This is a genomic window from Rhodococcus sp. 21391, assembly GCF_016772255.1.
Classification (GTDB): Bacteria; Actinomycetota; Actinomycetes; order Mycobacteriales; family Mycobacteriaceae; genus Rhodococcus_F; species Rhodococcus_F opacus.
The window spans coordinates 2,088,368-2,108,970 of record NZ_CP063781.1 but is presented as its reverse complement, the minus strand read 5'-3'; the positions used below and the strand labels follow the sequence as shown (position 1 = coordinate 2,108,970).

17 protein-coding genes are annotated in these 20,603 nt (G+C 69.0%); 9 read left to right on the top strand and 8 right to left on the bottom strand.

The window, feature by feature from the left end:
- The first annotated feature begins 58 nt into the window (after positions 1-58).
- A complete protein-coding gene (locus tag GO592_RS10000) occupies positions 59-2,245 on the top strand; it encodes an acyltransferase family protein (RefSeq protein ID WP_007299043.1) in 2,187 nt (728 codons plus the stop codon).
- A 99-nt stretch (positions 2,246-2,344) separates the two neighbouring features.
- A complete protein-coding gene (locus GO592_RS09995) occupies positions 2,345-2,923 on the top strand; it encodes a carboxymuconolactone decarboxylase family protein (protein ID WP_007299042.1) in 579 nt (192 codons plus the stop codon).
- A 38-nt stretch (positions 2,924-2,961) separates the two neighbouring features.
- On the opposite strand, the gene GO592_RS09990 is transcribed toward GO592_RS09995, so the two are convergent.
- A complete protein-coding gene (locus GO592_RS09990) occupies positions 2,962-3,402 on the bottom strand; it encodes a DUF3224 domain-containing protein (protein ID WP_007299041.1) in 441 nt (146 codons plus the stop codon).
- A gap of 65 nt (positions 3,403-3,467) precedes the next feature.
- Here GO592_RS09990 and GO592_RS09985 point away from each other — a divergent pair, with 65 nt between their 5' ends.
- Positions 3,468-4,268, top strand: coding sequence for a helix-turn-helix domain-containing protein (locus tag GO592_RS09985; protein ID WP_007299040.1), 801 nt, complete (start codon positions 3,468-3,470; stop codon positions 4,266-4,268).
- A gap of 16 nt (positions 4,269-4,284) precedes the next feature.
- Here GO592_RS09985 and GO592_RS09980 read toward each other — a convergent pair whose 3' ends face one another.
- Complete coding sequence (locus GO592_RS09980; protein ID WP_005562911.1) at positions 4,285-4,497, bottom strand: hypothetical protein; 213 nt, start codon at positions 4,495-4,497, stop codon at positions 4,285-4,287.
- 11 nt (positions 4,498-4,508) lie between these two features.
- Positions 4,509-5,090: a helix-turn-helix domain-containing protein gene (locus GO592_RS09975; protein WP_007299039.1), complete on the bottom strand. Its 582-nt coding sequence runs from the start codon at positions 5,088-5,090 to the stop codon at positions 4,509-4,511.
- Positions 5,091-5,137: 47 nt separating this feature from the next.
- On the opposite strand from GO592_RS09975, the gene GO592_RS09970 reads away from it, so the two are divergent.
- The 6 genes from GO592_RS09970 (at position 5,138) to GO592_RS09945 (ending at position 15,925) form a co-directional block, all read left to right on the top strand.
- Positions 5,138-5,989 (top strand): class I SAM-dependent methyltransferase, encoded by an 852-nt coding sequence (locus tag GO592_RS09970; RefSeq protein ID WP_007299038.1) that lies wholly within the window; start codon positions 5,138-5,140, stop codon positions 5,987-5,989.
- A 167-nt stretch (positions 5,990-6,156) separates the two neighbouring features.
- On the top strand, positions 6,157-7,278 hold the full coding sequence (locus GO592_RS09965; RefSeq protein ID WP_005562906.1) for a helix-turn-helix domain-containing protein: 1,122 nt from the start codon (positions 6,157-6,159) through the stop codon (positions 7,276-7,278).
- A 183-nt stretch (positions 7,279-7,461) separates the two neighbouring features.
- Positions 7,462-8,625, top strand: a complete 1,164-nt coding sequence (locus GO592_RS09960) for a hypothetical protein (RefSeq protein ID WP_007299037.1) — start codon at positions 7,462-7,464, stop codon at positions 8,623-8,625.
- A 303-nt stretch (positions 8,626-8,928) separates the two neighbouring features.
- Positions 8,929-10,380 (top strand): TIGR02677 family protein, encoded by a 1,452-nt coding sequence (locus GO592_RS09955; RefSeq protein ID WP_007299036.1) that lies wholly within the window; start codon positions 8,929-8,931, stop codon positions 10,378-10,380.
- Positions 10,377-11,771, top strand: coding sequence for a TIGR02678 family protein (locus tag GO592_RS09950; RefSeq protein ID WP_007299035.1), 1,395 nt, complete (start codon positions 10,377-10,379; stop codon positions 11,769-11,771). The genes GO592_RS09955 and GO592_RS09950 overlap by 4 nt, the downstream gene beginning before the upstream one ends.
- On the top strand, positions 11,768-15,925 hold the full coding sequence (locus GO592_RS09945) for a TIGR02680 family protein (protein WP_007299034.1): 4,158 nt from the start codon (positions 11,768-11,770) through the stop codon (positions 15,923-15,925). Before GO592_RS09950 ends, GO592_RS09945 begins: the two co-directional genes overlap by 4 nt.
- 39 nt (positions 15,926-15,964) lie before the next feature.
- On the opposite strand, the gene mshC is transcribed toward GO592_RS09945, so the two are convergent.
- The 5 genes from mshC to GO592_RS09920 all read right to left on the bottom strand — a co-directional run bounded on the left by mshC (position 15,965) and on the right by GO592_RS09920 (position 20,398).
- Complete coding sequence (gene mshC, locus GO592_RS09940) at positions 15,965-17,212, bottom strand: cysteine--1-D-myo-inosityl 2-amino-2-deoxy-alpha-D-glucopyranoside ligase (protein ID WP_007299033.1); 1,248 nt, start codon at positions 17,210-17,212, stop codon at positions 15,965-15,967.
- A gap of 72 nt (positions 17,213-17,284) precedes the next feature.
- Positions 17,285-18,088: an SCO1664 family protein gene (locus tag GO592_RS09935; RefSeq protein ID WP_007299032.1), complete on the bottom strand. Its 804-nt coding sequence runs from the start codon at positions 18,086-18,088 to the stop codon at positions 17,285-17,287.
- Positions 18,089-18,091: 3 nt separating this feature from the next.
- Positions 18,092-18,685, bottom strand: a complete 594-nt coding sequence (locus GO592_RS09930; RefSeq protein ID WP_005256347.1) for a DUF3090 domain-containing protein — start codon at positions 18,683-18,685, stop codon at positions 18,092-18,094.
- A gap of 128 nt (positions 18,686-18,813) precedes the next feature.
- Positions 18,814-19,512 (bottom strand): histidine phosphatase family protein, encoded by a 699-nt coding sequence (locus GO592_RS09925; protein ID WP_039952124.1) that lies wholly within the window; start codon positions 19,510-19,512, stop codon positions 18,814-18,816.
- A 40-nt stretch (positions 19,513-19,552) separates the two neighbouring features.
- Complete coding sequence (locus GO592_RS09920) at positions 19,553-20,398, bottom strand: undecaprenyl-diphosphate phosphatase (protein WP_039952123.1); 846 nt, start codon at positions 20,396-20,398, stop codon at positions 19,553-19,555.
- Positions 20,399-20,603: the final 205 nt, after the last annotated feature.

Here is a 20,603-nt window from a genome sequence, read left to right as displayed (position 1 = left end):
ATTATGAGCTCAATGCTGCAGCTGAAGGGGCGCGTCGCATGGACAGATCGCTGGTCGAGTGAATACCGTCGCGAGTCCGGAACGGCGACGCCGATCCGGTAACCGCCCTCCGGCCGGTGTCCGGCCGGCCGAGCCGAGGTTCCGCGCGGACATCGAGGGTCTACGGGCCGTCGCCGTGCTGGCCGTGGTCCTCTTTCACGCGGGCGTGCCCGGAATCGACGGAGGGTTCGTCGGTGTCGACATCTTCTTCGTCGTCTCGGGGTTTCTCATCACCGGGCTGCTGTGGCGGAACGTCGCGAGCACCGGCCGCGTGCGGTTGGCCGAGTTCTACGGTGCCCGGGCCCGCCGGTTGCTGCCCGCCGGGTGCATCGTGCTGGTGGCCACTGCGATCGGCTCGGCCCTGCTCCTGCCCCCTCTGCAGGCCCGCGCGGTCCTCGGTGACGGGATCGCCAGTGCGCTCTACGTCGGTAACTACCGGTTCGCGCTGCACGGCACCGACTATCTGGCCGCCGACGCACCCCCGTCACCGTTCCAGCACTACTGGTCGCTCGGCGTGGAAGAGCAGTTCTACCTGCTGTGGCCGGCGCTGATCATCGGGGTCGCCTGGCTCGTCCGGCGCAGGACACGGCGCCTCGACGCGGACGAAACACCGTCGACGACCCCGTATCTGATCGTGCTCGCCGTGGTCGCCGCAGTGTCGTTCGCGGTCTCACTCGACTGGACCCGGACCCTGCCGCCGTGGGCGTTCTTCTCGTTGCCCGCCCGCGGCTGGGAACTGGCCGCAGGCGGGTTGGTCGCCCTGTCGGTTCGACACTGGCAGCGGCTGCCGTCGGTGGTCGCCGCCGCGGCCGGATGGACGGGTTTCGCACTGATCGTGGTCGCCTGTTTTCGACTCGGCGAGACGACGCCCTACCCCGGAACCGCCGCGCTGGTTCCGGTCGTCGGCACGGTGCTGGTGATTGGGGCGGGGTGTGCCACACCCCGGCTGGGGGTCGGTCGGAGCCTGTCGCTGCCGCCGATGCGGGCGGTCGGTCGGGTGTCCTATTCCTGGTACCTGTGGCACTGGCCGGTACTGCTGCTCGCGCCGATCGTGCTCGGCCGCTCGCTCGACCTGACCGATCGTCTGGCGATGGTCATGGTGTCCGCGGGTCTGGCCGGACTGACACTGGTCCTGGTCGAGAACCCCGTCCGCTTCGCTGCTCCGCTGCGTCGTTCGGCCTCGCGCAGCCTCGTACTCGGCGGTGCCGTCACCGCCATCGCAGTGTGTGCGGCACTGGTGCTGCTGATCGCGCGGCCGGTTCCGGTCGGACACGGAGCCGCGGCCACAGCCCTCACCGTCTCTGCGCCGGCCGAATCGGCGCCTACCGCAGTCGATCCGCGCGACGCGGCGGTGCACGACATGACCGCGCAGGTGCAGGCAGCGGTCGCGGAATCGGCAGGGCTGCAAGCGGTCCCGTCGAATCTTTCTCCACCGCTCGCCGACGCGCCGGCAGACAAGCCGGAGGTGTTCGTCAACGGCTGTGTGCGGTCGTGGCTCGAAGTGGGTCAGGGCGAGTGCGCGTCGGGGGACGTGGCGTCTCCGACGACGGTGGCGCTGGTCGGCGATTCGCATGCCGCGATGTGGGCCCCGGCATTCGAATCGGCAGCCCAGCAGAATCATTGGCGGCTCGAGACGATGGGCAAGGTCACCTGCCCGCTTCTCGACCTCCCACTCACCAGCCCCTACCTCGGGCGGGAATACACCGAGTGCGAGCAGTGGCGCGGCGAGATCGTCGATCGGCTGCGGACCGAACGGCCCCGGTTGGTGGTGCTGAGCATGTCCCGGCGGTACGGCGTCGATTTCGGTTTCACCGTCTACGGTCAGGCCTGGCTCGACAGCCTGACCCGCCTGGTCACGGAACTGCGGGCCACGGGTGCGGCCGTCCTCGTCCTCGGACCGATCCCGGATCCGCAGTCGACCGTGCCGACGTGCCTATCCGCCCACCTGGACGACGCGACCGCCTGCTCGCCGCCACGGCCTGTCGCGGTGAACGACGCCGGCGTCGTGGCCGAGGCGGTGGCCACCGCGGCAGGCGGCGGACGGTACGCCGACCTCACTGCCCTGTTCTGCACCACCGAGCGCTGCCCCGTCATCGTCGGCAACGACCTCGTGTACCGCGACGACAATCACTTGACCCTCGAACACGCTCAGGCACTCTCGCCCGTCGTCGCCGCGCTGGCCGACCGCGCACTCGCACCGGGCTGAGCGGTAGCGAAGGTTCCTGCCGCCAATTCCGGTTCGGGTGTCACATTCGGTTCGTGGCCGGTGTCTCATGCCGAGAGCACGACAACCGGAGGAGGAATCGTGGCCGGCAATACTCGGATCCTGAAGGCCGAGCTGACCGGCATCTACGGCGCGATCGTCAAGCGGATGTCCCGCAGAATGCTCGGCGAGGTGGCCGAGCCGGTCGAGGTCGCGTGGCACAACCGGAAGGTGCTGAACTTCAGCTTCAGCGTCGGTCGCCAAGCGCAGAAGTGGGATCGGTGTGACGCGAACCTGAAGTCGTTTGCCCACATGGCGGTGGCCGGCCTGGTCGGCTGCAGCTTCTGCCTGGACTTCGGCTACTTCCAAGCCCACAACGAGGGGCTCGATCTGACCAAGGCACGCGAAGTACCCCGCTGGCGCCAGTCGGACGTGTTCACGCCGCTGGAGCGGGACGTGCTCGAGTACGCCGAAGCGATGACCCTGACCCCGCCGACGGTCACCGACGAAATGTCGGCCAGGCTGCTCGACGCGCTCGGCCCGGCCGCGCTGGTGGAACTGACCGCGTTCATCGCGCTGGCGAACTTCGCGACCCGCACCAACACCGCGTTCGGCATCGAATCACAGGGCTTCGCGACGGCGTGTGGCCTGAAGCCCTTCGCCGCACCCTCGACGACTTGACGGCCGCCGGGCTCGAAGACACGATCGACGACGAAAGCTCATCCGATGTCGTACGACAGAATGAATTCGTAGCCGCTGTCGCCGGGGCCCGCGATGGACAGGTCCGCGCTGCCGCGTAGGTCGATCAGACCGCCGGTGCCCATACCCGGCACCACCTCGATCCGTGCCGACACCGAACCCTGGTCCTGGCTGCCGATGTGCTGGAACACGCACGTTCCGTCGTGCCCGCCGATCGAGCCCTCGAAGCGTTCGAGGCCGAGCACCGGCGCGGCATCGGCCTTGTATGCGATCAGGTAGACCACCGTGCTCGTTCCGTCGATGTCCCCGGAGTACGAGTACGCGACGGTCGCTCGGTTGGCACCGCGAGTGGGGAAATAGGTGTCGCCGGCGGTCGTACCTTCGCCGTCGATGTCGACGATCACCGATTCCGACCACGACGCGATGGAGAACTTGCCTCGTGCAGTGTGTGAGTAGCTCATGACACGTGACTCTAGGTACGCGGCAGCGTGACGTTCTTGAACATTCGCGACACTAGGACGAGCGAATGCCGACCGTGCCAGGACATCCCGAGGCGATCGTCCACCCGACGGCCGCCGCACCGGGGTTCGAGGTCGAACGGGTCGCTCCCCGAGAAGCTTTGGCCGAGTTCGTCGACTACCACTGGCTGGTGAGGTGGTCGGTGCCGCAGCCCCATCGTCAGCAGGTGGTGTCCCAGCCCCGCGTACATGTCGCTGCCGAGGACGGACAGCTGCTGGTGCACGGGATTTCCCGGTCGCCGTTCTACCGAACGCTGACCGGGAACGGCCACGTGCTGGGAGCTGCCTTCCACGCCGGCGGGTTCCGGCCTCTGCTGAGGGGCAGCGTCGGAGCGATCTCGGGAACCGCCCAGCCCGGCCGGGATCTGCTCGCCGGTGACGATCGCCCGGTCGCGGAGCGAATTCTGACCGGCACGGACAGCGCGGAGATGATCGACGCCTTCGAGCGATACCTTCTTCACACCGATCCCGTTCCGGATCCCACGGGTCGGGAGATCACAGCCCTGGTGGGCGACGCCAAGCGCCGCCGCGACATCGTCCGGGCAGGCCAGCTCGCCGCACATGCCGGCTGCAGCCTGCGCACCCTGCAACGGCTGTTCACCGAGTACGTCGGCATCGGCCCGAAGTGGGTGATCCAGCGATTCCGCATCCTCGACGCGGCCGGCGTCGCCCACTCGGGCGAGAGGATCGACTGGTCTGCGCTGGCCTACGAACTGGGGTTCAGCGACCAGGCGCACCTGACCCGTGTCTTCACTCACGTGGTCGGGACACCACCGGCCACCTATCAGCGCACGCACGGCCTGCTGTAGCCCGGCCGGGCTCGACTCAGTTCGCGAAGCCGAGCCCCCGCTCCGCGAGTTCCTCCTCGAGGATTCGGATCGCCTTCGGCCCGACGCCGTGGATCTTCGACAGCTCATTGGCGGTGACCGTCGTCAGTTGGTCGAAACGCGTATAGCCGTGAGACGCGAGCTCACGACGGGAGACCTTCCCCATGCTCGCCGGAAACTCCGTATGGCCTGCGGTGTCGGAAGTCGACATGCCTGTCCTCTCTACTCGTTGTGATCGGCGTGCAGGTGGGCACGCTCCCCGTCGTGGTCGAAGATCGTGAGGATCTCGACGGGACCGTCGTGGGCGCCGATGGAGTGCGGCACCATGGTCGAGAACTCCGCTGCGGCACCCGCTTCGATCAGTATGGTTCGCTCACCGAGCTGCAGGCGGGCTGTCCCCGACAGCACCGTGAACCACTCGTGGCCCGGGTGCACACTCACATGCTCCGGGCCCGCGGGCCGATCGGAGGTGATGCGCATCTTCGCCACGGTCGCTCCGTGGAGCGCGCGTTCGCGGGACAGGAGCCAGATCGTCAGACCTCGCGTGTGTTCGGGCTGCGGCCGGATCACCACATCCTCGTCCTCGACGGACTCGACGAGCTGATCGAGCGTGGTGCCGAGGGCCCGCGCGATGGGAACCAGTTGGTCGAGGGCGATCCTGCGGTGGCCGGTTTCGATGCGGCTGAGGGTGGACGGACTGAGAAAGCAGCGCGCAGCGAGCACGTCCAGTGACCAGCCGCGGGCCAGCCGAAGGCCTCGGATGCGTTGACGGATCACGCTGTCCAGCCCGACTTCTTGCGTCATAGGCAAGAGTGTATGCGTATTGCGCAGGATGTGGCTAGCCTGGAGTAATGACACAGCATTCTCATCACCACTCCCCTCACCACGGCGGGCACACCCGGGACCACGAGGCGGCGCTGGCGGATCTACTGGACCTGGACGCCGAGGTTTTCGGCTCCTACCTCGACCCGGTGGCCGAATGGGTCGGACAGCGCACCGGGGAGACCACGCACCGGGTCGTCGACGTGGGGGCGGGAACGGGCGTCGGCAGCCTGACCCTTGCTCGACAATTCCCCGCGGCCGAGGTGATCGCGATCGACAGGTCGGAGGTGATGCTCGAGCGCCTCCGCACGGCCGCGAACGGGTGGGGACTGGCCGGCCGATTGAGCGTCGTGCACGCCGATCTGGATGTCGCCTGGCCGGCAGTCGACGCGGCGGACGTCGTGTGGGCGGCGTCCTCGTTGCATGAGGTCGCCGATCCCGACCGGGTGCTCCGTGCCATGTACGGCGCGCTGAACACCGACGGCGTGCTGGTGGTCGTCGAGATGGACGCGCTGCCGCGCCTGCTGCCGGACGACCTCGGCCTGGGCCGCCCGGGCCTTGAGTCGCGCTGCCACGAAGCCTTGACGCGGTTGGACTGGAACTCACACCCGAACTGGCGGGCCCACGTGGAGCGGGCCGGTTTCGTGGACGTCGAGGAGCGCAGTTTCACCAGCGAGGCAACCCCGGCCCCGCGGAGCACCGGACGCTACGCACAGAATTTCCTGCGCCGCATCCGCTCCGCGCTCGACGGGCAACTTGCCGCCGACGACCGCGCCACTCTCGATCGCCTTCTCTCGGAAGACAACCCCGACAGCGTCCTGCACCGCGGGGACCTGACGGTCCGGGGCAGCCGGACCGTTTGGATTGCCCGCCGCCCCTGAACCCGCCGGAGGGAGTGAAACTCCCCCACGCCGCCCCGGCCTCGGGGAACCGTTCACGTGGAGGTGGCGAGTTGTGGTGGCATCCGACTACTCGGTGGCGCTGGGAGCGCCACGATTGTTCGGTCTATTTTCGGTTCCGTCTCGGACCGATTAAGTAGACTGGCGATGTGCCGAATCAGGAAAACGCCGAATTCGCAGGTAGCGAGCCGAAGGTGCCGTTTCCCAAGCCGGAACGCGACATCGATCTCTACCGCCGGGCGATCGCCACCCTCCAAGCCGCACTCCCCCACGGCTGGACCTTGACGTCCGGAAAGTCCCGCTCCCTCGCCGACGCGCCGGAACGACTGCTGGTCGGCGCGCCCAACGGCGAGGTGGCGTCCTTCTCCGTCATCCCCGCCCGAGGAGTTCTCGCGGGCGACGCCGCCCGGTTCGCCGACGGACTGTCCGGATCCGATCGCGGATTCGTCTGTGCCCGTTACCTTTCCGAGCCGGTTCGTCGCCAACTCGACGCCAGGGGTCTCTCCTACGCCGATGCGACGGGCAACACCTCCCTTGCCGCGGACCGGCCCGCGATCTGGGTACGCGACCGGGGCGCGGACGCCGACCCATGGCGCGGCCCGGGCCGTCCGGCCGCACAGCTGACCGGCGATCCTGCCGCCCGGGTCGTGCGTGCCCTCGCCGATCATTCGGGTCAGCTGACGGTCCCCCAACTCGTCCGGCTGTCCGGCGCGTCCACCGGCGCGACCTATCGGGTGGTCGAAACCCTCGAAGAACGCGATCTGCTCGAACGACTCCCCCGCGGTCCCATCACCAGCGTCCGATGGCAGCCGATGCTGCGCGCCTGGAGCAGCGACTCCAGTTTCAAGGACTGCCCCACCGTCGGCTACTTCGCACCCGAGGGGGTGCAGTCGTTCGTCGCGAAACTCGCGAAGGTCTCCGGCCACCTCTACGCGGTGACCGGGTCACTCGCCGCCGCGGCATTCGTCGAATACGCGCCGGCGCATCAGATCCAGATCTACGCCGACCACGGCGAGGCGCTGGCCGGCGCACTCGAGCTACGCCCCGTCGATCAGGGCGCCAACGTCCTCGTCGCCACTCCCCGATCGGCTGCGGTCTTCGAGCGCACCCTCTTCCGCGACAACGTCCGTCTGGTCGCCCCCGCGCAGGCCTTCGCGGATCTTCTCGCCGGCACCGGTCGCCATCCGCAGGAGGCGGAGCACCTCCTCGACTGGATGACCGAGAACGTGACCGAGTGGAGAACGGCCCTCGGCGCACCGACGATTACCTGACGGATCGCACGCCGGGAGCGAAAACGACCCGAGTGTGCGCAACACGACCACGCCACGCCGCGCGTGATGGCGCGCACAAGCGCGCTCGGGTAGCAGGATGTACATCTTGTGGCTTCACCGAGCGAATCGGAACGGGCCTGACGGAAGTCGCAATCCGTTCGTGAAACGAATAGAGGTACTTGCATGTCCATGGGAGTCGGGCTCAGGATCGGCAGTGTCGTGTCCACCGCCGTGGTGGCATCGAACGATCCAGGATCCCCGGATCCGGTCGTCATCGTCCGGGACACCGTCCTGCACATGTGCCCGGACGGCACCGCAATTCTCGGCGGATCGGCGCCGCACACGATCGGCGAAACCCACACCGTGTCGGGGTTCCTTCCCCGCGTCGGCGACCCGGCCGGTGTCGCGGTAGGCAACGGATCGCGGTACCGCGCCGAAGACCTGGTCGCCGGCGCGATGCGATGCCTGCTCCGGGAGTGCGAACCTCTCCCCGACCACGGCGGCCGGACGGGCGGCGCCCCCGACATCATGGCCACCTACCCCACCCGCTGGGACTCGGCCGCCGTCGCGGCGCTGCGCGACGCGCTGGACTACGCCGACATGTCCTACCTGTCCCTCGTCTCGGACGCCGAAGCGGCCGCGGCCTGGTTCGAATCCGAGATCGCGGAGCGTCCCGGGCAATTGGTCGGCATCTATCACGTCGACGACACCGGCGCGACTGTCGCGCTGATCCGCTCGGGTGTCGAGGCAGGCAAGGCGTTCCGCTTCTCCTCGGGGGGCTCCCCCACGGCCCAGATCGCCACCGCGCTCGGTGCGTTCGGCTGGCTGCCCAGCAACCTCGATGCCGTGGTCGTGACGGGCGACGGGCTGATCGCGCGGGACTCCGCGACCATTCACGGGTTCGCGACCACGGTCGGCGAGAAGTTCGGTGTGCGGTGTGTCGTCGGCCCCGGCCCCGAGCAGACCGCAGCGCTCGGTGCCGCCATCCGCGCCGCCGGGTTCAACCCGACCACCCACAAGGTCACCCCGATCGGCCTGCCGCCGTCGTACGACGTCACCGAGGTGATCGACGCCGTCGTCGGCGAGTCGGTGCCCTCGACCTCGACAACCCCGAACCGGCCGGCGACGCGCACGCACAACCCGGCGTCGGCCGCAGCGGTCGGCGCGTCCCCCGCCCGGGTGTCGGGCGGAACGGCCGTGGCGACACCGCCGGACCCTCGTGCCGTCGCGCAGTCCGGCGACGAATCCACCGCCGACTCGACGTCCCGGGCGTCCTGGCTCGTCGCCGCGGTGGTCGGGCTGGCTCTCGTGCTGGTGGCGATCGTCTTCGTGCTGTTCGTCCTCTGAATGCCTGCCTCCCTTCATCGGTGCAGCGGTGGGGTGAGGCGGGCCGATCGTGACGATGAAACATCGGTGACAGAGGGTGGTTCGTGCTGAGCCGGGTACCGCTAATTCGTGAATCAACAGTGTTCCGTCAGGGTCCGATTCAAATTCAGAGGTTGATGACGCAGGTCGGCACGGCGTTCGCTCGACGACTGCGCGACCGCATAACCTGTCACGGTGAGTGAATCAGGCAGCGATCCAGGTCGGTCCCCCTCGGGGCCGCGTGCAGCGCGCCCGGCGGTTGCTCCCCCACTCCGGGACGACCGGTTGAAACTGTTCGCCTTCACCACGGCGGAGAAACGCGCGGAATACCTGTGGGTGCTGCGGGCCTTCGACCACGCCCGCGCCAACTACGTCGTCCTGCTCCACGCCGCCGACGTCGCCCGGATTCTGGACGGCCTCGCCGGCGACGATCCGGCCGGACAACTCGGCGCCGGAGACGTCACTCCCCTGCTCGAACAACTTCACGTCTGGGAAGTGCTCGAACGCAGCTACGACGGAACACGCGCCGCGACGCTGGCCGAATACCGGAACCGACACTTCGTCTATCAGTTCAGCCAGGCCGGCTACCAGGTGTTCCGAGCCGTCGAGGACGCTCTGGCAGCCCGGCTCGACGACGCGTCGCTGTCCCGGCTGGCGCTGCCCGACCTCCTCGCCGACATGAACGACCTGGCCGCCGCCAACCGCGCGGCCGACAACGACCTGGTGTACCGGAAACTCAACCGCCTCGATGCGACATTGTCGGACATGGCCGGGCGCGCCGCCCAGTTCTACCTGACCCTGGGCGACCTCGTCCGCACCACGGAGATCACGCCGGAGACGTTCATGTCCCACAAGGACGCTCTCCTCACGCACATGCGCGAGTTCAGCTCCGACCTCTCGCGCTATGCACCGAAACTCGCGGCGGCGATCGCGCTCGTGGAAGACACCGGCGTCGAGACGATGGTGGCCCGAGCCGCCGCCAGCGACGAGCGGGTGTTCCTCGGCATCGACGAGCGCGAAGCCGATTGGCGCGCGCGGTGGGCGGGCCTGACGCATTGGTTCGTCGGGAGCGAGGCCGGTCTCAGCGAGTCGGAACGCCTGCGCGAGGGCACGATGAGCGCCATCGCCGCCGTCCTGTCGCTGCTGCGCCGCGTCACCGAAACCCGCAGGGGTGGTGTCAGCAGGGAGAGCCAATTGCGTCACCTCGCAGGCTGGTTCGCCGCCACTCCGACCGAGGACGCCGCGCATGCGCTGTTCCGAGCCGTGTTCGACCTCGGGCGTCCGCGCCATCTGTCGATGGTGCATCCGGACGCCGACATCATTCCCGACACACGGTCGTGGTGGGAGGCCCAGCCCGTGGAGATCTCCCGCACGCTGGCCGAGACCGGACGTCCCCCGTCGCCCGGTCTGCCCGCGCGGGTGCAGCGCAACGAGGGCAGCGTGCGCCGCCTGCGGGAGGAACAGCTGACCGCGCAACGACTTCGCGCCGCCGCCGCCCAGTCGCTGGCCCGGGGCGGAGTCTACGAGCGGGAACTCGACGAGGCCGAAACCGACGTGCTGCTGAGTCTGCTCAACGCCGCGCTGACGGCACGGGTACCGGTCAGCGGCCGCGTGAAAAGCAGTACAGGATCGGAGAACGGCGTGAAGCTGACCCTCAGCCCGCACAGCGAATCGACGGTGGTGCGCACCGCCCGAGGACGTCTGCACCTCGACGGACTTCAGGTGAGCGTTCGGTGAAGGCGCGGGAGATCTCGCCGCTCGCCCTCGATTCGTATCAGCGCGCCGCCCGTGTCATCCTGTCGAATCACCTGGTGACACAGACCTATCCGGATCGCATCGCTCTTCCCCTGCTCCGCCGGTGGGCGACCGAACTACGCGAAGATCTGATGACGCTCTTCGGGTACCGACTCGAAGTCACCGAGACGACCGCCCGGCTGTTCACGGTGAGCGACCGACTCGACGCCGGGACGCCGGCCAAGACGTCCACCGACCGCACGTTCGACCGGTACCGCTACGCCTACCTCGCGTTGGCGCTGGCCGCGCTCGGCCGCGCCGGAAACCAGATCACCCTGTCCGAGCTCGCCGATCACGTGGCCGCCGACGCCGCACAGGTCGACGGTGTGGATCTGTCCACGGAACGCGCGTCCGACCGGGACGCGTTCGTCGACGCCGTCGGCTGGCTCGCCGCCCGCGGCGCGATCGCCCTCGCCGACGGTGACGCGGGCGGCTGGGCCGCCAATCCCGATGCGGGAGAGGCGCTGTACGACATCGACAGGTCCGTCGTCATCGCCCTGTTCCGGCCGCCGCGCGCACTGCAGCACCTCCGGTCCATCCGCGGACTGCTTGCCGGTGCGGACTCGGTGACCGAGGACGACACCTCGGAGTTCGGGACGGCCAGGCCGGTGGACGTGAAGGAGACGGCGCGGCGGGTGCGGCGTGCCCTCGTCGAACGGCCCGTGGTCTACGCCGCCGACCTGGACGATGACGAACTGGTGCAACTCACGCTCCCCCGCACCGCAGCCGATGTCGAGTTGCTCACCGGACTGGTCGCGGAACGGCGTGAGGAGGGCGTCGCGATGATCGACTCCTCCGGGCGTCTCTCCGACGTCCGGTTCCCCGGGACGGGAACGGTCGCGCAGGTCGCACTCCTGCTCGCCGGGGAGATCGCCGATCGCGTACTGGATCCCGATGCCCCGGAGACCGCCCGGATGCCGCTGCCGCGGGGCCGGTTCGACGACCTGATCGAACAGGTCGACAGCGCCATTCCGCAGTCCGGGATCTTCGACAGCCTCGCCGGCCACGACGGATTCGAACCCGCCGACCCCGCCCCCGCGGACCGGCTGTTCCCGGTCGTCGAGGACGAATGGATCGCCGGCACCGTCCGCACACTGACCGAACGGTTCGGGCGCACGTTCGCCGCCGGGTGGCAGGCGGACCCCGACGGTCTGGGACGCGCGGCGCTGACGCTGCTCGAGCGGCTACGCCTCACCGCGGCGGTCCCGGGTGGTGTGCTCGCACTCCCGGCACTCGCCCGCTACCGGGGTGTGGTGGTCACGATCCGCGACCGCACACCCGAGATCGACCTGTTCCAGAGCTCAGCGAACGACAGCGAGGAAGTCACAGCATGACGAGTGCGCGTTTCCGGCCCACCCGCGCCGGGATCATCAACCTCTGGGACTACCGCGATCAGGAGTTCTCCTTCGCCGACGGTCGCCTCGTTCTCCGCGGTCCCAACGGATCCGGCAAGACGAAGGCCCTCGAAGTGCTGTTCCCGTTCGTCTTCGACGGCAGGATCGAACCCCGGCGGCTCAATCCGTTCGCCGGCGAGGAACGCACCATGAAGTCGAACCTCCTGTACCGCGGGCAGGAGAGCGCGTACTCGTACGTCTGGATGGAATTCTGCCGCGGCGCGAAGGACGACCCCGAGGCCGTCACCGTGGGCATCGGCATGCGCGCCACCCGCACCAACGACAAGGTCACACGCTGGTACTTCGTGGCCGACGGTCGCGTCGGCGTCGACTTCTCCCTACTCGGCAGCGACGACCGGCCGCTCACGAAGAAGCAACTGGGCGAACAGATCGGCACCGACTCCATCACCGACCGGCCGCTCGACTACCGCGCCGCCATCGACGCCCGGATGTTCGGGCTCGGCGTCCAACGCTACGACCAGCTGATCAACCTCATCCTCACGCTCCGGCGGCCCCAGCTCGCGAAGAACCTCGACCCCAAGGGACTGTCGCAGGCACTCACCGACGGTCTGCGACCGCTCGACGAGCAACTGGTCCTCGAGGCCGCCCGCTCGTTCAGCGACATGGAGGAGGTCGGCCGCGCGCTCGAGGGGCTGGCCGCGGCCGACCAGGCAGCGCAGAGCTTCGTCGGCGTGTACGCGAAATACCTTCGCCAGCAGGCGCGTACGGACGTCGATCACCTCGCGACCCGTCTCGAGGCCGTCCGGTCCGGCATCGCCGCCCTCCACGACGCGGCGGCCGACCGGGCCCGCAGCCAGGAGAGCCGAGCGGCCGCCGAGGAACGCTTCACCGCCGCCGAACGCGCACTCGACCAGGCCAATGCCACCCTCGACGCACTGAAGCGATCGACGGCGTACGAGGGACGGACGCAGCTCGACGACCTCGCGCAGGCTGTTTCGACACTCGAGAAATCGACCGAACTGCAGGCCGAGAAGGCACGCAAGGCGAAGGCGACCCTCGAACAGCGAGCCGAGGAGCACGACAAGGCCGGTGACGCCGTCGCCCGCGCCGTCGAGGCGCTCACCCATGCCGAAGACGAGCTTCACCTCGCCGCCGAGGACGCGGGAATCACCTGGACCGCACTCCCCGAGAACGCGCGCACCGACCAGCTGACCGCCGCGCTGCGCGGGCACGCCGAGGAACGGGACGGCGACATCCGCGCGGTCCGGGCCGCGCTCGCCACCGTCGAGAAGGCCGCCACCGAGCGGACCCGCGCCGACGAGGCGGCCCGCCGTGGCCAGGAGCAACTCGACACCGCGAAGGTGGCCGTTCTCGAGGCCGAGACCGCGGTCGAGTCGGCCCGCAGCCGGTGCGCCACCGAACTCCGATCCTGGTGGACGGAACAGTCGTCCCTCTACGCCGAGATCGACGCGCCGGCTTCACTGTTCGACTCCCTGGACACCGCCCTCGGCCGGATCGGCGACGACGACGCCGCCACCCTGTCGGAAACGCTGACGGAACAGACCACGGACGCCGTCGACTCGCTCCGGCTGCGTCGTCAGCAGTACGACCGCGACGTCGCCGCCGCCGAGGAAGCGATCGCCGAACACGAATCGGCCCGCGCGGCCATCGAATCCGAGCACGACGACGCCCCACCGCTCTCGGCCGCCCGGCAGGACGCCCGTTCCCGGCTGGCCGGCGCACCACTGTGGCGCCTTGTCCGCTTCACCGACGGTGTCGACGCCGCAGCGGCGGCGGGAATCGAGGCCGCGCTGGAGGCCGCGAATCTCCTCGACGGCTGGGTGACCGTCGACGACGCGCTCCCCGACGTCGAATCCGAACAGTTCCTCGTGGCCCTTCCGGCCGCGGATCGGCCCACCGGCAAGACCCTCGCGGACGTCCTCGAGGTCGAGCAGGACACGGGTGTTCCCGACGATCGCGTGCGCGGGCTCCTCGAGTCCATCGCCCTCGAATACCTCGACCTGTGTGAAGGACCTGTAGGTGTCGCCGAAGACGGTGCGTACCGGCAGGGAATCCAGCGGGGACGCCACACGAAATCGGACGCGGAGTACATCGGCACCACCGCACGGGCCCGCAGGCGCGCCGCCCGTATCACCGAACTCGACAGCACCCTCGACGAAACCCGGGCGACCCTCGACGAAACCCGGGCGTCCGCGGATGCGACGGCTGCATTGCTGACGCGGACGACCGCGGCGGCGCAGGCCCTGCCCCGCACCGGGTCGATCCTCACGGCGCTGAAGAAGATCACCGAATCCGCAGGCGCGCTTCGCAGCCGCTCGGACACGGCGACCGCGGTCGGTCACGAACTCGACCAGGCCATCGCCGACCTGTCCGCGAAGGAGAAGCAGCTCCGGGCCACCGCGTCCACACATCGGACTCCCCACGTCGCCCGCGAGATCGACTCGCTCGCCGCGGCCGTCCGGCATTTCGAGAAGCAGGGCGAGATGGTGCAGCGGTGCAGGCGCGAACACGCCAAGGAGGTGGAGCATACTCGCGAGTCCGAGGACCGACTGCACGAGGCGCGCGGCAACGCAGAGGAGTTCGCGGAAGAGGCGGCCATCGCCGAAGAGGTTCTCGCGCAACAGATCCAACGTCTCGAGACGCTTCGCGACACGCTGGGAGCGGGGGCCGAGCAGCTCGACCGGCAGCTCGAGGAGGCGCACGCGCGGATCGAGGCGTGCAAGAAGGAGCAGCGCGACGCCCGCAAGGCGGACAAGGACGCGGGTGAGGCGATCGGTAAAGCCGAGGGCGCGTACAACACCGCTGTCCAGACGCTCCGGCTGGCGCTCACGGAAACGCACGCCGACGCCGCCCGCCTCGCCCCGTATGCCCGGCGCGACCTGCTCGAACTCCTCGGCGTCGACGGCGGCCACACCTGGCCGGCGAGCTCGGCGGCGTGGATGAGTGCCGAACAGCTGGTGTACCGCATCCAGAACGCCGAAGGCGACACCCCGATCCTGCCGCCCGAAGTGGATGCGCTGTTCCACGCACTGGACGGCGCCACCGAATCGGTGCGGGTCAGTGACTCGGCGCGCAAATCGACGCGCACCGCGCTCACCACCGCCCTGCAGGACTTCGACGCACAGTTGGCGGCCGCCGGCCAGGACTACCGATTGCAGTGGGACGCCCCGGACGGCGTGACCGTGGTGCAGGTGCAGGACGACGAGGGATACTCGTCGATCGGCGAGTTCGCCGCCCGCATCGCGTCCGCTCGCTCCGATCAGGAATTGCTGCTCACCGAATCCGAGCGTCGCATCCTGGAGGACGCGCTGCTCACGGGTCTCGCACAGCAGATCCACGAACGGACCGTCGACGCCCGCGAACTCATCGCCCGGATGGGCACCGAGATGCGGGAGCGGCGGATGTCGTCCGGCAACACCATCGGCGTCCACTGGGTGCTCGCCGACAACCTCGACGACAGCGCGAAGGCGATCTCCAAACTGCTCGAGCGCGACACCTCGGCGCTGGGGCCGGACGAGCTCGCCACGATGCGCGCCCACTTCGCCCACCAGATCAGAACCGCCCGCGCCGCCCACCCGGAGCGTTCGTACCCGGAGATCCTGGCATCAGCCCTCGACTACCGGCGGTGGCGGGTGTTCTCGTTCACCCTGATCAGCGGCAACGGCAACGAGGACCGGCTGACGGTCGCCCGGCACAGCGCACTCTCCGGCGGCGAGCAGTCCGTCTCGCTGCACCTGCCGTTGTTCGCCGCGGCACACGTCATGCTCGATTCGGCCGACCCCCATGCACCGCGACTGCTGGCGCTGGACGAGGCGTTCGCCGGCGTCGACGACAACGGCCGGGCCGAACTGCTCGGCCTCAGCGTGCAATTCGACCTCGACCTGTTCATGACCGGGTTCGACCTGTGGATCACGTACGGCGGGGTGCCGGGGTGTGCGCACTACGATCTGGCGCACTCGACGGCCGAGCAGAGTGTCAGCGCCACGCTGCTCGTGTGGTCGGATGGCGAACTGCTCGCCGAACACGACGGCACCGACCTGGCGCAGGCGCTCGGTTCGCCCCTCCGCCGGCGCGTCCCGACGCCCGCGGAGGGCGCCTTCGAGTTCGCCTGACCCGTGAGTACTTCTTAACCGCGGGCGGTTGAGAAGTACTCACGGGCGCCGGAGGCGCACACCGAGGAGAGCGTCCACGGCGGCAGCGAATTCGCCCGGCGCGTTCGTGTCCGAGCCACCGTTGTCGAGGGCGCGACGGGCCCAGCCGTCGAGGGCGTCGAACGCCTTCGGGGTGTCGAGATCGTCCGCGAGATGCTGGCGCAGCCGGGCGATCGTGTCGGTGGCCGACTGCGCGGACTCGAGTGCGGCGGCGTCCTTCCACAGCTTCAGCCGGGTGTGGGCGTCGGCGAGAACCTGCTCGGTCCACGGACGGTCCTGCCGGTAGTGCCCGGACAGCAGTCCGAGGCGGATGGCGGCCGGGTCGACCCCCTCGCCGCGCAGCTTCGACACGAACACGAGGTTGCCGCGGCTCTTCGACATCTTCTCGCCGTCGAGACCGATCATGCCGGTGTGCACGTAGTGGCGGGCGAAGCGACGGTCGCCCGTGGCCGACTCGGCGTGCGCCGCAGAATACTCGTGGTGCGGGAAGATCAGGTCGCTGCCGCCGCCCTGCACGTCGAAACCCGAGCCGATGCGGTTGAGGGCGATGGCCGAACACTCGATGTGCCAGCCGGGACGCCCAGGACCGAACGGCGACGGCCAGGACGGCTCGCCCGGGCGCACCGCGCGCCACACCAGCGCGTCGAGGGGATCTTCCTTGCCGGGGCGGTCGGGGTCGCCGCCGCGCTCGGCGAAGAACTTGTCCATCGTCTCGCGGTCGTATCCGGACTCGTACCCGAACTGCTCCGTCGCTTTGGCGCGGAAGTACACGTCGGGGAACTCCGGGTCGTCGACGACGTAGGCGGCGCCGGACGCGACGAACTTCTCGACCATCTCGATCACTTCGCCGATCGACTCCACCGCGCCGATGTAGTCGCGCGGGGGCAGTACCCGGAGGGCTTCCATGTCTTCGCGGAACAGCGCCGTCTCGCGCATGCCGAGGACGACCCAGTCCTCGCCGTCGCGGTTGGCGCGCTCGAACAGCGGGTCGTCGACGTCGGTGACGTTCTGGACGTAGTGCACGTCGTGCCCGGCGTCACGCCAGATCCGGTTCACCAGATCGAACGCTAGGTATGTGGCCGCGTGACCGAGGTGGGTGGCGTCGTAGGGGGTGATACCGCACACGTACATCGTGGCCGTGCGCCCGGGAGTGACGGGACGAACCTGCCGGTCAGCGGTGTCGAACAACCGCAGCGGAGGCCCCTGGCCTGGAACGGACGGGACAGCGGTTTCGGACCAAGACTGCATGACAGCGAGCCTAGTGGACCCGCGTTTCCGCCTCGGAGGGAGCCGCCGCCCGCAGGCCGCTGATCGGGTTCGTCAGAACGCGGGCCACGGGATGGGCCGGTGACCGTTCGGCCGGGGCATCACCGGCGCCGCAAGGAGGTCCACGGCACGTTCGTACAGGGCGGCGACCTCGTCGGACGTGATGTGCTCACCCAGGCGCGCACCGAAGTCGCCCTCGAGCGCGGGGATCAATTCGGCGATGTCGACGACGAGGGCGCCCGGCACCTCCGTCCCGGCCCACCCCCACAACACGGTCCGCAGTTTGTTCTGCGTGTGCAGGCAGATGCCGTGGTCGACGCCGTAGACGGAACCGTCGAGCCCCTCGAGTGCGTGGCCGCCCTTGCGGTCGGCGTTGTTGATCAGCACGTCGAGGACCGCCATCCGCTGCAGCCGCGGGTCGTCGGCGTGGATGAGCGCGACCGGTTCGCCGTCCATGTCGGTGGCGCGCAGGATCTCGAACCAGCCCTCGGGGACGGCGTCGGGGGCGCAGATGTCGACGAGGTCGAGACCGCCGGGGTCGTCGGCGTGCCGGTCGGGGGTGTCGACCCACCGCTGCACCATCCCCGGGCCGAACGGACCGTCCCGCAGGAGAGTGCGGGGAATCACACCCCATCCGAGCTGCTCGGACACGAGGTACGACGCGTATTCACGTCCGGCGAGCGTGCCGTCCGGGAAGTCCCACAACGGACGCTCCCCGCGGACCGGCTTGTACACGCAGCGGACGGTGGTCTCGCCCTCGACCGCGTCGCACACCAGGGTGGCGTTACTGGCGTGGGTGATCTGGCCGATGAGGGTCAGCTCGCCGGACTCCAGAGGATCGGACTCCTCGGCAGGCAACCGTCAGTCCTCCTCGTCCATCTCCGGGGTGAGACCGAAGCTCTGGCCACGGCGGTACCCGTTGGTCCGGATGCAGATGTGCCCCTCCGGGGCCAGCGGCTCACCGCACAGCGGGCACGGCGCGCGCCCGGCGGCGATGACCCGCTCGGACCGCAACGAGAAGTCCCGCGCCTGCAACGGGGTGAGGAACACACGCACGGCGTCCGGTCCGTCCTCGGAGTCGTCGAGAACGACGGACTCGTCGAACTCCGTTTCGCTGACGGCGAGCAGTTCCACCACGACGGCTCCGGCGTCCGCGTCCCAGCCCAGGCCCATCGTGCCGACCCGGAACTCGGCGTCGATCGGGGTGACGAGGGGGCTCGCGTCGTCGAGTTCGGCCCCCTGCGGGGGAACCTCCGTCCCGAACCGGCGGTGCACTTCCTCGAGGAGGAGTCCCATCCGGTCGGCCAGTACCTGGACCTGCTGTTTCTCCAGCAGGACGCTGATCACTCGCGCCTCGTGTACTGCCTGGAGATAGAACGACCTGTCGCCGGGTTCACCCACCGTCCCGGCAATGAATCGGTCAGGAGTGCGGAATACGTGAATTGCGCGTGACATTGCACCTCCTTCGGCTGGAGCCGGGCCCTACTGCGGCGCTGCCCACTCGTTGTTCCGTCTCGGACTGTTCCTCGCAGCATGTTGCGTTCATTATCCGTCAATCGTGACCGGCGGGGTCCGCCTAATACTCACAGCCGGACCTCCCCGCCGGGCACCGATCCGGATACTTCGGCGCGGGCGCCGTCTCCGGACACCGGTGGCGTGTTCACTCCGGACAGATCGGCCCCGGTGTCGTTCATCTTCAGCACGTACGGACGGGTGGAGGTGTACCGGACGACGCTGATCGAGGCCGGCTCGGCGACGATCCGCTGGAATCCGTCGAGGTGCGCGCCGAGGGCATCCGCGAGGACCGACTTGATGACGTCGCCGTGCGAGCACGCCACCCACACGACGTCGCGGCCGTGCAGTTCCGCGAGCCGCGCGTCGTGCTCGCGGACCGCGGCGACGGCCCGGGCCTGGACCTGCGCCAGACCTTCTCCTCCCGGGAACACCGCGGCGGACGCGTGCTGCTGCACGATCTTCCACAGCGGTTCCTCGAGCAGGACCTTCAGCTCGCGACCCGTCCACTCGCCGTAGTCGACCTCGACCAGCCGATGTTCCACCACGGGGGTCAGGCCCCGGGCCCGGGCGAGCGGTTCCACGGTCTGCTCGCACCGCACGAGGGGCGAATGCACGATCTCCTCGATCGCCACGTCGGCGAGCCGGGACACGATGGCCTGAGCCTGCTCGCGGCCGCGGTCGTCGAGTTCGACTCCCGGTGCCCGGCCGGCAAGCGTGTGTGCAGTGTTCGAGGTCGACCGCCCGTGGCGCAGCAGCACAACTGTCATTGGACCAGCCTAGTGTCGTGCACTCCCCGGCCGCCCGATCTCAGGTGGCCGACACGACGCCGGTCGCGAGAAGCGACAGGACGATCACGCCGAGGATGATGCGGTAGCCGACGAACCAGTACATCGAGTGGTCGACGACGAAACGGAGCAGCCACGCGATCGACGCGTAGCCGATGGCGAACGCGATCGCGGTCGCGACGAGGAGCTGCGGGCCGCTCGCGTTGAGACCTTCACCGGCCGGTTCGAACGCGTCCGGCAGGCTGAACAGCCCGGACACGACAACCGCGGGGATCGCGAGGAGGAAGGAGTAGCGCGCCGCGGCTTCACGGGTGAGTCCGAGGAAGAGGCCGGCGCTGATCGTGCCGCCCGAGCGCGAGACGCCCGGGATCAGGGCGAGCGCCTGGGCCGAACCCATGATGATGCCGTCCTTGGCACGCAGGTCCTCGACGGGACGCACCTTCCGCCCGTAGTACTCGGCCGCCGCGATGACCAACGCGAACACGATCAGCATGGTGGCGATCAGCCACAGGTTGCGGGCACCGGTGCGGATCTGGTCCTTGAAAAGGAATCCGAGCACACCCACCGGGATCGTGCCGATGATCACATACCAGCCCATCCGGTAATCGAGATCACTGCGATGCTCGGGATGGAACAGTCCCCGGAACCATCCGGCGATGATCCGTCCGATGTCGCGGGCGAAGTAGATGAGCACCGCGGCTTCCGTGCCGAGCTGGGTGACTGCGGTGAAGGACGCACCGGCGTCGTCACCGAAGAAGACCTCCGACACGATCCGCAGATGGCCGGACGAGGAGATCGGCAGGAACTCGGTCAATCCCTGGACCGCACCGAGGACAATCGCCTGGAGCCAGGACATCGCCTCGCCCATCACTCACCGGTCCCGAGGTCGAATGTGCCGCTCTGACGCCAATTTCCCATGTCGCGTTCGTAATTCACCGGCGCCACGGTACCGGGGAGGGCGACCTCCGGCAGAATCCGGCGTGGCAGGACCCCTGCCACGCGATACCCCACTACTCTGCACCTGTGGTGGCCGGTTCCGGGGGGCACCAGCATCTTCGGGGGCGACGCCGGGA